Source organism: Azospirillum sp. VT-I1, assembly GCF_055698305.1.
Genome location: NZ_CP168800.1, coordinates 687,444 through 701,293, shown reverse-complemented (window position 1 = coordinate 701,293; position 13,850 = coordinate 687,444). Strand labels below are relative to the sequence as shown.

Below are 13,850 nucleotides of genomic sequence, written 5' to 3'. Positions count from 1 at the left end.
GAAGGGTTGGGATGAGGGTGCGGCGGCCAAAGGCCGGGTGCAAATCCAAATAGGATTGCGCCCCCTCACCCCAACCCCTCTCCCGCGAGGGGAGAGGGGCTTTCTCATCGGCGCATCTCGACCCTGCTCATTCGGCGGACGGGTATGGCGGCAGCCGGTGTCGCCGCCCTGATGGGGACGGCGCTGGTGCTCGACCGGCTGTTCCCGCCGCCGCTGGACCGGCTCGCCGACCTGTCGGTGACGGTCACCGACCGCAAGGGCCAGCCGTTGCGTGTCTTCACCAACGGGGTGGGGGCGTGGCGGCTGCCGGCGACGGCGGATGACGTCTCGCCCCTGTTCATCGAACTTTTGCTGGCCTATGAGGATCGGCGGTTCGAAAGCCATGCCGGCGTCGATCCGCTGGCGGTGCTGCGGGCGGCGGCGCAGAATCTCGGGGCCGGGCGGGTGGTCTCCGGCGCCTCCACCATCACCATGCAGGTCGCCCGCCTGCTGGAGCCGCGACCGCGCACCTTCTCCGCCAAGCTGATCGAGGCGGCGCGGGCGGCGCAGCTGGAATGGCGCTACGACAAGCGCGACATCCTCAGCATGTACCTGACGCTCGCCCCCTATGGCGGCAACATCGAGGGGATCCGCGCGGCCTCCCTGATGCTGCTGGGCAAGGCGCCGGTGGAGCTGGACGCGGCGGAGGCGGCGCTGCTGGTCTCGCTTCCGCAGTCTCCGTCCCGGCTGCGGCCCGACCGCTATCCCGAACGGGCGCAGGCGGCGCGCGACAAGGTTCTCGACCGCGTGGCTGAAGCGGGCGTCCTGACGCCCAAGGCGGTGGCGGAGGCCAGGACGCTGCCGGTTCCATCGGCACGCCTCGCCCTGCCGGCCTCCGCCCCGCATCTGGCCGACCGGCTGCGCAGCGCCAACCCCGGCCGCGCGGCCATCGCCACCACCATCGACGGCACCCTGCAGCAGGCGGTCGAGGCGCTGGCCCGCCGGGCGGCGGAGACGCTGAACCCGCAGGCCGGGCTGGCGGTGCTGGTGGTGGACAACCGCGACCGCTCGGTGCTCGCCTATCTCGGCAGTCCCAACGCGCTGGACGAGACGCGGCAGGGACCCATCGACATGGTGCGGGCGGTGCGCTCGCCGGGGTCGGCGCTGAAGCCCTTCATCTATGGACTGGGCTTCGACGACGGCATCATCCATCCGCTGACCCAGATCGCCGACGTCTCAACCCGCTTCGGCGACTGGGCGCCGCGCAATTTCGACCGCAGCTTCACCGGCGACCTGACGGTGATGGAGGCGCTGCAGCGCTCGCTCAACGTGCCGGCCGTTCTGGTGCTCGACCGCGTCGGGCCGTTGCGCTTCGCCGAGGCGTTGCGGCGGGCCGGCGCGCGGCTGGTGCTGCCCCATGGCATGGCGCTGCCCGGCCTGCCGGTGGCGCTGGGCGGGGCGTCGATCAGCCTGTGGGACATGACGGCGCTCTACAGCGGGCTGGCACGCGACGGGCTGGTGGCGCCGCTGCGGACCGGATCGGAGGACCCCGGCGGGGCGGAGCACCGGTTCCTGTCCGCCACGGCGGCGCAGCAGGTGCGGGCGATCCTGGAGGGCGCACCGCCGCCGCCGGGCGTGGTGCAGGCGCAGGAACTGCGCGGCAGCGGGCCGGTGGCGCTGAAGACCGGCACCAGCTACGGCTTTCGCGATGCCTGGGCCTTCGGCGTGACCGGGCGCTACACGGTGGGGGTTTGGGTCGGACGGCCGGACGGCACGCCCAGCCCCGACCATTACGGCCGCAACACGGCCGCACCCCTGCTGTTCGAGGTGTTCGACCGGCTTCCGGCCGAGCGTGGCCGGCCCGCCGGCCCGGTGCGCAACGATGCGCCGCCGGAACTGCTGCGCCGCCTGCGACCCGGCGAGGCGGAACTGGCCGGACCGCGCCAGACCGACCGGCTGCGCCTGACCTTCCCGGTCAGCGACATGGTTCTGGAGGCGCTGGGGCCGGACGGCAAGGGGGAACCGATGACCCTGACCGCCACCGGCGGCCGGCGGCCGTTGTCCTGGCTGATCGACGGGCGCCGGATCGCCCAGTCGCCCATCGCGCGCGAGGTGGTGTGGCGGCCGGAGGGACCGGGGCCGGTGCGCGTCACCGTGCTGGACGCCGACGGCCGCAGCGACAGCGCGACCGTCGAGATTCGCTGAGGAGTCGAGGCTAGGACGCGCGGCGGAGGAAGGGCGAGTCGTCGCGCCGGCTCCAGACCCGCGTGCGGACCCGCATCTGCTTCTGGCAATCCACCGAGCAATAGAGCGGTGCCGGCCCCCGGCTGGACGGACGGACGAACGGACGGCCGCAGCAGGCGCAATGAAGCTGGCGGGTCGCGGTGTGCGGGCTGTTGGCCGGACGGGCGGAGGCGGACATGGTCTCGATTGGGGTGGTCTGTTTCGGGTGAGCGCGAATATAGGCGAGCTGTGTTGCAGTTCCATGCTCGGGAAAGCTCTTAGGACTGAATGGGTAGAGGGGCTGTCCGGGGGTCGGCGGCGATTGACCGCATCCACCCGACGGCCTATCTGGAAAGGCGGAATGACAACCGGGAGCGTTGCGGTGCCGACCTGCATCTCCAGCCGGCTGCGGAGGCTGACGGGTATCGCGGGGGCTTTGGCCCTGGCGATGCTCGCCCTGCTGCTGTGGCAGGGGGCGCCGCCGCATGCCCGCACGGCGGCCACGGTGACGGTCCTGCGCCTGCGGCTTTGGTGCAGCATCACCTGCAGTCCGCCGCCGACCATTGCCAGTCCGCACCGGTCCACCGGCAAGGGCCGGGCGGGGTAGGAACGGGCAGTCAGGGATCGCATCCGCATGGTGCGCCGCAGCCCTGTTGCGGCGGCATGGCCTGCGCCGCCGTGGCGGTGGCAGCCCCCGGCGAAGGGTTGACGGCGCCGGTGGAACTGGCGGGGTCGGCGCCGGGCTGGCCCGCCGGTCCGCTGCGCAAAGGGCAGGGGGTGCGGCCGGATCTGCCGCCGCCGCGGCTGGGGTGAGACCTCCGCGCCGTTCCCTCCCTTCGGGGGGCTGTGGCGCCTTCGGCACTTTCCCCAATTCCAAAATCCGGTGTCCGCTATGACTATCGCGCTTTCGCGCCGCCGTCTGCTGTCGACGGCCATGGCCGGCGGCTGTGCCGCCCTGCTGCCGGCCTTTCCCCGTTCTGTCCTGGCCGCCACGCCGGCCGCGGATCGGCCCTTTCACCTGACCATCGAGCGCCGCACGCTGGACGTGAACGGCAAGGCGGCCAGCGTGTTCGGCATCCGCCAGCCCGACGGCACGCATGGGCTCGCGCTTGACCCCGGACGTCGCTTCCTGGTCGATCTCGCCAACCGGGCGGGGGAGGAGGCGGTGATCCACTGGCACGGCCAGACGCCGCCCTATGCCCAGGACGGCGTGGCCGACATGAACCGGCCGACCATCGGTGACGGCGCCTCCGCTTCCTACGATTTCGCGCCGCGGACGGGGACGCACTGGATGCACTCCCACCATGGGCTGCAGGAACAGCTGCTGATGGCCGCGCCGCTGGTGGTCCGCAGCGCGGACGACCTCCGCGCCGACGAGCAGGAGGTGACAATCCTGCTGCACGACTTCACCTTCCGCGATCCCGCCGAGGTTCTCGCCTCGCTGACCGGGTCGGCCGGCGGCACGGGACATGGTGGGCATGGCGGGCATGGCCAAATGGGGCATGGCTCCCACGGTTCCATGGGCCACGGTTCCCACGGATCCATGAACCATGGCCAGACGGGGCATGGCTCCATGGGGCACGGCATGCCGGGCGGCATGGCGATGGACCTGAACGACGTCGAGTATGACGCCTATCTCGCCAACGACCGCACCCTTGCCGACCCGGAGGTGGTGCGGGTGGAGCGGGGCGGACGGGTGCGGTTGCGGATCATCAACGGCGCCACCTCCACCGCCTTCCATCTCGACCTCGGGCGCCTCACCGGGCAGGTGATCGCGGCGGACGGCAATCCGGTGCATCCGGTCGAGGGGAACCGCTTCGGCATCAGCATGGGCCAGCGGCTTGACATCCGGCTGACCCTGCCCGCCGACGGCGGCGCCTTCCCGATCCTCGCCCTGCGCGAAGGGGCGGTGCAGCGGACCGGTATCATCCTCGCCACGCCCGGCGCCGCGGTGCAGCGCGTGGCGGAGCAGGGACAGGCGGCAACCGGAGCGCTCGACCTGTCGCTGGAGCGGCGGCTCGTGGCCGGGCAGTCTCTTCCCACCCGCGCGGCGGACCTGACGGCGCGGGTGCGGCTGACCGGGTCGATGGAGCCCTATGTCTGGAGCCTGGACGACCGGACCTTCGGCACGCACGCGCCGCTGGTGGTGCGCCTGGGACAGCGGGTGGAACTGACCTTCGAGAACCCGTCGATGATGGCCCACCCCATGCACCTGCACGGCCATCATTTCCAGGTGGTGGCAATCGACGGCCAGCCCCTAGTGGGTGCGGTGCGGGATACCGTGCTGGTCCCGACCATGGGCAGCGTGACGGTGGCCTTCGACGCCGACAATCCCGGCCGCTGGCCGCTGCACTGCCACAACCTGCTGCACATGGCGACGGGGATGATGACTGAGGTGGTGGTCGAGGGGGTGGGATGATTCTTGTGGCGTTAGGCCCCCACCCCCTCAATAATGCGGCGGCGGCCGGTCGTCCTGCGGTGAGGCTATCGCGTATTCCGCCGCCTCCACCCGGTCGCGCATGCGCTTCAGCTGGGCGGTCAGGCGGTCGATGGTCTGGCCCTGGGCGAAGATGACCTCGGACATCTCCTCCGCCATGCGCTCGTGGTGGGCGAGGCGGCTTTCCAGGTCGGCGATGCGCTGTTCGAGGGCGGGATCCATGGGGGCACCGGTCAGGACAGAAGGAAACGGGGAGGGGCCGCAAGATGGACCATTCCCCGCTTCGGGTCGAGGGTGCCGTTCCGCTCAGACCATCGCCGTGGTGCCGGCCAGCCAGCCCGACAGGCCGGTCAGCAGCAGGACGGTCAGGCTTGCCAGCCGCAGGGTCATCGGCGCCATCGCCAGCCCACCCATCAGCTTGGCATTGCGCAGCAGCAGCAGCATCGGGATCAGGATGAAGGGCAGGGTCAGGGCCAGTACCACCTGACTCAGCACCAGCAGTTCGTCCACCGCGCCGTCACCGGCGCTCCCCAGAACTGCCAGCGCCGGGACCAGCGAGGCGCCGCGGGTGATCAGTGCGCGGGTGACGGGGCGCAGTCGCAGGTTCAAGAAGCCTTCCGTCACCATCTGCCCGGCCATGGTGCCGGTGGTGGTGGAGCTTTGGCCGGCGGCCAGCAGGGCGATGGCGAAGATCAGCGCGGCGCCGCCGCCGATGCTGCTACCCAGCAGGGCGTGCGCATCCTCGATGCCGGGCGTGGCACCGGTCGCAACCCCCTGGAAGGCGACCGCGGCCACCGCCAGGATGGAGCCGTTGACCAGACCGGCCAGCGCCAGCGCGGTCGACAGGTCGATGGTCAGCCAGCGGGCGGCCTGCCGGCGCTCCTCCTCCGTCTTCACCTGGGCCAGCCGCGAGCGGACCAGGCCGGAGTGCAGGAACAGGTTGTGCGGCATGACGGTGGCGCCGATGATGCCCAGCGACAGGTACAGCATCTCCGGATCGCGGGCCAGCTCGATGGTCGGGACCAGCCCGGCCAGCAGGGCGCCGGGATCGGGGCGGGCGATCACCAACTCCCAGGCGAAACACACCACGACCACGCTCATCAGCGCGCCGACCACCAGTTCGGGCGCACGGCCCCGCGCGCCGGGCAGGGCCAGGATGCCGAAGGTCAGCACGGCGGAGATCACCACGCCGGCCATGATCGGGATGCCGAACAGCAGCTTCAGCGCGATGGCGCTGCCCAGCAGCTCGGCCAGATCGGTGGCGATCATCGCCAGCTCAGACACCACCCAGACCGCCATCGCCACCGGGCGGGGGAAGCGGTCGCGGATCAGCCGGGCCAGATCCTTGCCTGTCGCCAGCGTCAGCCGGACGATCAGCCCCTGCAGGAAGATGCCGGCCAGACTGGCGATCAGCACCGCCGACAGCAGCGCGAAGCCGAAGCTGGAGCCCGCCGCGATGTCCGTCGCCCAGTTGCCCGGGTCCATATAGCCGACCGCCACCACGAATCCGGGGCCGAGCATGGTCCAGAACCTGCGCCCCGCTGCGGGGTTGCGGGTGGGAATGTCGGTGTCGATGGTGGGGGATGCGGTCTTCACGCCGGTTGCTCCTGAACGGTCCCTGGCGGCCGGAGACTTGGCCGCCGATACAAGAATGGGCGGCCGCTTCGATAGTGTCCAATCGATGATTCCGAACACCTCAATAGGACGTGTCTATCGACATGGGGGCTCAGCCGGAGCAGGTCCAGTTCAGAACAGCAGGAGTGTCACTTCGTTCGCAGTGCAGCAGTGCCTTGCGGACGAATTTCGTCGGGAACCAATCGCGACCCTCAGCGCCGCCGGGGTCCGAAGCGCTTGCGGGGAGCGCCGCGGAAGCCTGCGGCGGGCGGCGGTTCGCGGCGGCGGGCGCGGGAGGCGAGCGCGTCCGACAGCCGCTGGCCGATGGCGTCGCGGGCGCTGCGCACCCGGTCGCGGTCGGGCAGGGCGTCTGGGAACTTGCGCGATGCCCAGAAATAGAGGTCGCAGGCCCGCGATGCCGCCTCCAGCACCTCGGCGGTCAGCCCGTCGAACCGGGCGGGGATCAGGCGCGCGAGCGGCAGCACCTCCCCCGCCTCCACCGCGTCGAGGATGGCAGCGAAGACCTTGGCATCCTCCGGCTCCTCGAGGTCGGCGGGGGCGAGCAGCAGGTCGAGCTTGGCGGACAGGGTCAGCCGCCGGGCGTCCAGCATCGGCGCGGCCCGGCGCAGGGCGGACAGATCGGCCAGCCGGAAGGGGGAGCCGGCAGTGGCCGCGGTGCCGAAGCACTCCACCAGCAGCCGGGTCTCGTCGCTGTCGATGTGGCTGGCGAGGCGGGCCAGCATGGCGCGGGTCGGGCGGACCGGCAGCGGCGCGTCGGCGCGAAGCCGACGGTCGGGCGCCTCCAGCAGGCGTTTCAGGGCGGCGGGGGTGCCGCGGGCGATGACGCCGAAATGCCCTTCCTCGAACTGGCCGAAACGGCCGGCGCGGCCGGCGATCTGCTTCACCTCCGTCGCGGTCAGCGGGCGGACGCTGCTGCCGTCGAACTTCTCCAGCGCCGTGAACAGCACGCGGCGGCAGGGCAGGTTCAGGCCCATGCCGATGGCGTCCGTCGCCACCACCACGTCGGCCTCGCCCGACAGGAAGCGCGCCGCCTCGCGCCGCCGCACCGCCGGGGCCAGCGCGCCATAGACGGCGGCGACCGACAATCCCTGGGCCAGCAGCGTGTCGCGGACGCTGTGCACCTCGCGGCGGGAAAAGGCGATCAGGGCGTCGCCGCGCTCCACCTCCGCCCATTCCAGCCGGCGGTCGAGCATCGACAGCGGGGTCTTGCGGTCGAGTTCCACCACCTCCAGCGCTTCGCCGAGATGGGCGGCGGCACGCTCCACCAGCGGGCGGACCTCGGGCGCGCCGAGGATGTAGACGGTCTCCGCCGGGACACCCATCAACGCGGCGGTCCAGGCCCAGCCGCGCGCCGGGTCGGCCAGCATCTGGATCTCGTCGATGACCGCCACCTCCACCGGTCGGTCGGGGTCCATCACCTCAATGGTGGAGGCGGTGTGGCGGGCGCCGGGGGTGCGGATTTCCTCCTCCCCGGTGATGAGGGTGGTGGGGGTGCCCTCGGCGTTCAGCCGCTCCATCACCTCCAGGGCCAGCAGGCGCAGCGGGGCGAGATAGACGCCGTCGCGCGCCTCGCGGAGTGCCGTGATGGCGCGGTGGGTCTTGCCGGAGTTGGTCGGGCCGATCACCAGAACCAGCCGGCGGTTCATGCCGCGGGCCACGGGGAACAGGCGTTCGAAGCGGGAGAAGTCGAAATGCCGGTCGACATAGGCCCGGCCGCGCGCCTCCGCCCGGTCGCGGCGCCACTGGTCGTACTCGCGGTCCCAGCGGTCGAGCAGCTCGTCGGCGTCGGTGCGGTTGCGGGCGGCCTTGTTCAGGCGTTCGGCGAGACTGGCGAAGCCCCAGTCGAAATCGTCGCCGGCCCGTTCCGCCAGATCGCGCAGACGGGCGGCGACGCGCGACAGCGCGTCGTCGAGGGCGGTGCGCAGGGCCGGGTCGTGGTCCAGCCGCGCCGACAGCTCGGCGTCGGACAGGTCCGACAGCTCCAGCGCATCGAAGGTCCGCGAGACCTGCAGCCGGACCGCGGGCGACAGGCCGGGCCAGGGCAGCTCGTCGCCGCGGACGGCGCGGACGCGGGTGCGGTCCTCGCAGGACAGCAGCGCGGTATGGCCGCCGGACAGCGCCCGCCGGCCCTGCGCCAGCAGCGCGTCGCGCCGATAGGCACGGTCGATGCGGCCGGCGATCTCCAGCAGGATGGCCTCCCGCCGCTCCGCCGGGACCAGCAGGTCGCGCTTGCCCTTGGGCAGCGGCAGGCCGAGCGGCACCAGCCCGCGCGCCTCGGCGTCAGGCATCCGCAGCAGGCCGGCGGCCCCCAACGTCGTCACCTCCGGATGGGAGACGGCGAGGTCGTGGACCAGATGCGGGTCGGCTGCAGGCGTGTTGCTGTCGTCGGTCATAGGGCCTGTCCGGAGGCGACATGGTGCAGCACGATGCCGCTGGTGGTCGCCACGTTGAGGGAATCGAAATCGCCTGCCATCGGGATGCGGACGCTGCGGGCGCGGGCCAGCAATGCTTGCGGCAGGCCCGGCCCCTCCGACCCGAACAGCAAGGCGGCGCGGCGGGGCGGGGTAAGGGCGGTAAGCGTCTCGGCACCGGCGGGGCTCAGCGCCACCGCCTCGAACCCGAACCGGTCGAGCAGGGCGAGCGGGTCCTCGCCGGCGGCAAGCCTTGCGGTCGGCACCAGCAGGGTCGCTCCCACCGAGACGCGGATGGCCTTGCGGTAGAGCGGATCGCAGCAGCCGGGATCGAGGATCACCGCGTCGGCGCCAAAAGCGGCCGCGTTGCGAAAGATGCCGCCCATGTTGTCGTGATTGCCGATGCCAAACAGCATCACCACCCGGGCGACTGGACCGCAGGCGCCCAGCAGATCGGCTGCCGTAGGCACCTCGGTCCTCTCGCCCACCGCCAGGATGCCGCGGTGCAGGGGAAAGCCGGCGATGCGGTCGAGCACGGGCTGGGTGGCGGTGTAGACCGGCGTGTCGGCGGGCAGTGCCGCCAGCATCGGCTCCAGCGCCTCCACCCGCTTGTCGGCGATCAGCAACGAGCGGGCGCGATAGCGGGTGGATTGGACGAGGCTGCGCACCACCACCGCACCTTCCGCGATGAACAGACCGTCCCGGCCGACGAGATCGCGTTCCCGCACGTCGCGGTAGGGCTCGATGCGCGGATCCTCAGGATCGGTGATGGGGATGATGGTGGGCAAGGGGACGCTCGGCATCTGGAGTGTGCGCCTACTTAGTGCATATGGAGGCGGCTTTCCAATCCCATGGCGCGGCCCCCATGGACATACCCCCTTGCCGAACCGGAAGGCCCCGCTCATGTTGCAATGCAGCATAAGCGAGCGGGGACGTGCCGACCATGACCATCATTCGCAAGCTGTGGAACCGCGTTTGCGGCAAGCCCGCAACCGTCCAGCCGGCCGAACCGACCGACCCGCTGGAACTCGCCGGTCCTGGGCCGATGCTCGCCCTGCCGCCGCCGAAACCCACCCTGGCGCTGGCGTTGCAGGGTGGTGGGGCGCATGGGGCCTTCACCTGGGGCGTGCTCGACCGGCTGCTGGAGGAGGACATCCGGCTGGTCGGGGTCAGCGGTGCCAGTGCCGGGGCGATGAATGCCGCGATGCTGGTTCAGGGCTGGGCGCGGGGCGGATGCGCGGGCGCGCGGGCGGAATTGGCGACTTTCTGGGAGCGGGTGAGCGCCGCCGGACGGCTGGGGCCGATCCGCCCGAGCGTGACCGACCGGTTGCTCGGCCGCTGGAACGTCGACAATGCGCCGGGGTCCCATCTGGTGGAGTGGGCGAAGCGCTGGATCACCCCCTATCAGACGCAGTCGGCGGATTTCCACCCCCTGCGCGGCCTGCTGGCCGAGATGGTGGAGCCGGAGCTGATCCGGCGGAGCGGGCTGCGCCTGTTCGTCAGTGCCACCAACGTTCGCAGCGGCGCCCTGCGCCTGTTCGACGAGACGGAGGTCGAGGTGGACCATCTGCTGGCGTCGGCCTGCCTGCCGCACCTGTTCCGCGCGGTGCGGATCGATGGGCAGGATTACTGGGACGGCGGCTATCTCGCCAACCCGCCGCTGTCGCCGCTGGCGGAGGCCTGTCCCGGCGCCGACCTGCTGGTGGTGGCGATCAACCCCTTCACCTGCGCCACCACGCCGGAGGATCCGGCCGGCATCGCCGCCCGCCTGAACCAGATCACTTTCAACGCCGCCCTGCTGCAGGAGCTGCGCTGCCTGTCCGCGCGCGCCGACTCCCCGCGCCTGCATCTGATCGATGCCGACGAGCATCTGCAGGATCTGGGCGTCTATTCGAAGCTGATGACCGACTGGACCTTCCTCAACTGGCTGCGCGATGCCGGGCGGGAGGCCGCAGGGCAGTGGGTGGAGCGGAACCTGCACCGTGTCGGCAGCGAGGGCTCCGCCCGGACGCCGGCCCTGGCATGACGCTCACTCCGCCGGGTGGCGCTGGGCGGCGTCGGGGTCGGGGTGGGCGAACCAGCGCTTCATCCGGCGCGACAGGGCGTCCAGATAGGTCAGCACCACCGGCACCACCAGCAGGGTCAGGATGGTGGAGGACAGCAGGCCGCCGATCACCGCATGCGCCATCGGCGCCCGCTGCTGCGCGCCCTCGCCGATGCCGAGCGCCAGCGGGACCATGCCGAAGATCATCGCGGCGGTGGTCATCACGATGGGACGCAGGCGGATGATGCCGGCCTCCACCAGCGCGTCGTGCAGGTCGGCGCCGCGCCGGCGCGCCTGGTTGGCGAAATCGACCAGCAGGATGGCGTTCTTGGTCACCAGACCCATCAGCATGATGAAGCCGATGGCGCTGAAGATGTTCAGCGTCGATCCCGCCACCAGCAGCCCCAGGAACACGCCCACCAGCGACATCGGCAGCGAGGCCATGATGGCGAGCGGCTGAAGGAAGCTGCCGAACTGCGAGGCCAGGATCAGGTAGATCAGGATGACGGCCAGCGCCAGCGCCTGCGCCGCGTAGCTGCTGGTCTCCGCGATGTCCTTGGTGGAGCCGCCGAAGACGATGCGGTAGCCGGGCGGCAGCTCGATCTTCGCCAGTTCCGCCTGCAGCTCGCGCCCGGCGTCGCCGGCGGCGCGGCCCTGGACGTTGGCCTGGACATTCACCTCGCGCTGCAGGTCGCGCCGGTTGATCTGCGAGGCGCCCAGCGTCGTCACCACCTCCGCCACCTGGGACAGCGGGACCATGCGCGGCGTGCCGTTGGCGTCCACCCCGCCGGAGAAATAGATGCGGTCGAGGTCGGCGCGGCCGGCACGGTCGCCCTCCGGCAGCCGGACCAGCACGTCGTAGCTCTCGCCGTCCGGCGCCTTCCAACTGGACACCGTGTCACCGGCGAACAGCGGGCGCAGCGTGTCGGCCACCTTCGCGGTGCCGATGCCGAGGTCGCTGGCGATGTCGCGCCGCAGCCGCACCGCCAGGGTCGGCTTGGCCGCCTTCAGCGTGCTGTCGACGTCGACGAAGCCGGGGATGGCGCGCATGGCGCCGATGACCTTCTGCGACAGACGGTCCAGCTCGGCGATGTCGCGGCCCTGCACCGACACCTGGATCTGCTTCTGCACGCCGCCGACGCCGGGAATGGCGATGCCGGTGGTGACGCCGGGGATCGCCGACAGCCTCTCGCGCAGCAGCGGGGCGAGGTCGTTGGGAGAGCGCCTGCGCTGCTCGATCGGGGTGTAGCGCAGATAGATGCTGCCGCGGTTGCGTCCGACCGAAACGCCGGTGTTGACGGTGCTGTAGGTGTAGGCGATCTCAGGAAACTCGCGGATCGCCGCCTCCACCTGCTTGGTCTTGGCCGTGGTGGTGGCGAGGGAGGAGCCGACGGGGGTTTCCACCTCCACGATCTGCTCGCCCAGGTCGGCGGCCGGCACGAACTCCACGCCGATGCGCGGCACCAGCAGGAAGCTGCCGAAGAAGGTCGCCAGCGCCACGATCATCACCAGCCAGCGCCGCCGCAGGCCCCAGCGCAGCACCGCGCCGTAGCCGTGCGAGACCGCGTCGAAGCCTCGTTCGAACCATGCGGCGAAGCGGCCGAAGATGGAGCGGCCATGCTTGCCGTGCGCCGCCGGGTCGTACCACACGCTGGACAGCATGGGGTCGAGCGTGAAGGACACGAACAGCGAGATCAGCACCGCCGCCGAGACGGTGATGCCGAATTGCAGGAAGAAGCGGCCAATGATGCCGCCCATGAAGGCGACCGGCAGGAACACCGCGACGATGGTCAGCGTGGTCGCCAGCACCGCCAGCCCGATCTCCGCCGTGCCGTCGAGTGCGGCCTGCCGGTGGCCCTGGCCGCGGGCGAGGTGGCGCATGATGTTCTCGCGCACCACGATGGCGTCGTCGATCAGGATGCCGATGGCGAGCGACAGCGCCATCAGCGTCATCATGTTCAGTGTGAAGCCCATGGCGGCCAGCATGCCGAAGGTGCCCAGCACGGCGACCGGCAGGGTCAGCGCGGTGATGACCGTGCTGCGCCACGATCCCAGGAACAGCATGACGATCAGGATCGTCAGGATGCCGCCCTCGATCAGGGTCTTCTGCACGTTGCTCAGCGAACTGGTGATGCCGCGGGAACTGTCGCGCACCACCGCCAGCGTCACGTCCGCCGGCAGCGAGCCGTTGGTCCGCAGATCCTGGATCGCCGCGTGCAGGCCGCGCGCGACCTCCACCGTGTTGGCACCCTGGACCTTCACCACGTCGACCGCCAGCGCCGGCTTGCCGTTCAGCAGGGCGGCGGAGTCCTGCTCCTCCTGCCCGTCGATCACCTCGGCGACCTGACCCAGCCTGACCGGGCTGCCGCCGCGGCGGGCGACGATCAGGTCCAGCAGGTCCAGCGGGTTGCGCACGCGCCCTTCCACCTGCACCACGCGCTCCCGCCCCTGGCCGGTGACGGTGCCGGCGGGCACGTCCTGGTTCTCGCCGGTTACGGTGGCGATCACCTCATCGACGCCGATGCTCAGCGCCTCCAGCTTTTCCGGCTTCAGCCGGACCAGGATCTGGCGCTTCACCCCACCGGCGATGGTCGCCTTGCCGACGCCGCGGACATTCTGCAGTCGCTTCAGGATGATCTGGTCGGTCAGGGTGGTGAGGTCGCGCAAGGACCGCAGGTCCGACGTCACCGCGATGGACAGGATCGGCTGGTCATCCGGGTTGAAGCGGGTGATCTGCGGGTCCTTCACCTCGTCGCGGAAGCCGGCGCGGATGGCCGACACCTTCTCGCGCACGTCCTGCAACGCCTGGACCGAGGAGGTCTTCAGGTCGAACTCCGCAATCACCACCGACTGGCCTTCGTAGGAGCGCGAGGTCAGCGTCTTGATGCCGGCGATGGTGTTGATCGCATCCTCGACCGGGCGGGTGATGTCGGTCTCCACCGTCTCCGGGCTGGCGCCGGGATAGGCGGTGCTGACCACCACCACCGGGAAATCCACGTCGGGAAACAGGTCGACGCCCAGCCGGTTGTAGGAGAAGAGGCCGAGCACCATCAGCGCCACCATCATCATGGTGGCGAAGACGGGATTGTCGACGCTGATGCGGGTGATCGGCATGGGGCGG

Annotated in this window: 11 protein-coding genes; 5 read left to right on the top strand and 6 right to left on the bottom strand. The window is 71.0% G+C overall.

Annotation, left to right across the window (positions count from 1 at the left end):
• Positions 1 to 144: 144 nt before the first annotated feature.
• Complete coding sequence (gene pbpC, locus AB8P05_RS03325; RefSeq protein WP_472758799.1) at positions 145 to 2,184, top strand: penicillin-binding protein 1C; 2,040 nt, start codon at positions 145 to 147, stop codon at positions 2,182 to 2,184.
• Positions 2,185 to 2,194: 10 nt separating this feature from the next.
• Here the strand turns inward: pbpC and AB8P05_RS03320 are convergent, their stop codons facing one another.
• A complete protein-coding gene (locus AB8P05_RS03320; RefSeq protein WP_472758798.1) occupies positions 2,195 to 2,401 on the bottom strand; it encodes a hypothetical protein in 207 nt (68 codons plus the stop codon).
• Between the two features lie 162 nt (positions 2,402 to 2,563).
• Here AB8P05_RS03320 and AB8P05_RS03315 point away from each other — a divergent pair, with 162 nt between their 5' ends.
• From AB8P05_RS03315 to AB8P05_RS03305, 3 genes are all read left to right on the top strand, one after another.
• A complete protein-coding gene (locus AB8P05_RS03315) occupies positions 2,564 to 2,809 on the top strand; it encodes a hypothetical protein (protein ID WP_472758797.1) in 246 nt (81 codons plus the stop codon).
• A gap of 56 nt (positions 2,810 to 2,865) precedes the next feature.
• A complete protein-coding gene (locus AB8P05_RS03310; RefSeq protein WP_472758796.1) occupies positions 2,866 to 3,015 on the top strand; it encodes a hypothetical protein in 150 nt (49 codons plus the stop codon).
• A 79-nt stretch (positions 3,016 to 3,094) separates the two neighbouring features.
• Positions 3,095 to 4,621, top strand: coding sequence for a multicopper oxidase family protein (locus AB8P05_RS03305; RefSeq protein ID WP_472758795.1), 1,527 nt, complete (start codon positions 3,095 to 3,097; stop codon positions 4,619 to 4,621).
• 27 nt (positions 4,622 to 4,648) lie between these two features.
• Here AB8P05_RS03305 and AB8P05_RS03300 read toward each other — a convergent pair whose 3' ends face one another.
• The 4 genes from AB8P05_RS03300 to AB8P05_RS03285 form a co-directional block, all read right to left on the bottom strand.
• Positions 4,649 to 4,861 carry a SlyX family protein gene (locus tag AB8P05_RS03300; protein ID WP_455171879.1) on the bottom strand — a complete coding sequence of 71 codons (213 nt, stop codon included), beginning with the start codon at positions 4,859 to 4,861 and terminating at the stop codon, positions 4,649 to 4,651.
• 84 nt (positions 4,862 to 4,945) lie between these two features.
• Positions 4,946 to 6,235, bottom strand: coding sequence for an Nramp family divalent metal transporter (locus tag AB8P05_RS03295; protein ID WP_472758794.1), 1,290 nt, complete (start codon positions 6,233 to 6,235; stop codon positions 4,946 to 4,948).
• Between the two features lie 230 nt (positions 6,236 to 6,465).
• Positions 6,466 to 8,667, bottom strand: coding sequence for a helicase-related protein (locus tag AB8P05_RS03290; RefSeq protein WP_472758793.1), 2,202 nt, complete (start codon positions 8,665 to 8,667; stop codon positions 6,466 to 6,468).
• Positions 8,664 to 9,473, bottom strand: coding sequence for a TrmH family RNA methyltransferase (locus tag AB8P05_RS03285; protein WP_472758792.1), 810 nt, complete (start codon positions 9,471 to 9,473; stop codon positions 8,664 to 8,666). The genes AB8P05_RS03290 and AB8P05_RS03285 overlap by 4 nt, the downstream gene beginning before the upstream one ends.
• Positions 9,474 to 9,628: 155 nt before the next feature.
• Between AB8P05_RS03285 and AB8P05_RS03280 the strand changes: the two genes are divergently transcribed.
• Positions 9,629 to 10,711 (top strand): patatin-like phospholipase family protein, encoded by a 1,083-nt coding sequence (locus tag AB8P05_RS03280; RefSeq protein WP_472758791.1) that lies wholly within the window; start codon positions 9,629 to 9,631, stop codon positions 10,709 to 10,711.
• Between the two features lie 3 nt (positions 10,712 to 10,714).
• Here the strand turns inward: AB8P05_RS03280 and AB8P05_RS03275 are convergent, their stop codons facing one another.
• Complete coding sequence (locus tag AB8P05_RS03275) at positions 10,715 to 13,843, bottom strand: efflux RND transporter permease subunit (RefSeq protein ID WP_472758790.1); 3,129 nt, start codon at positions 13,841 to 13,843, stop codon at positions 10,715 to 10,717.
• Positions 13,844 to 13,850: the final 7 nt, after the last annotated feature.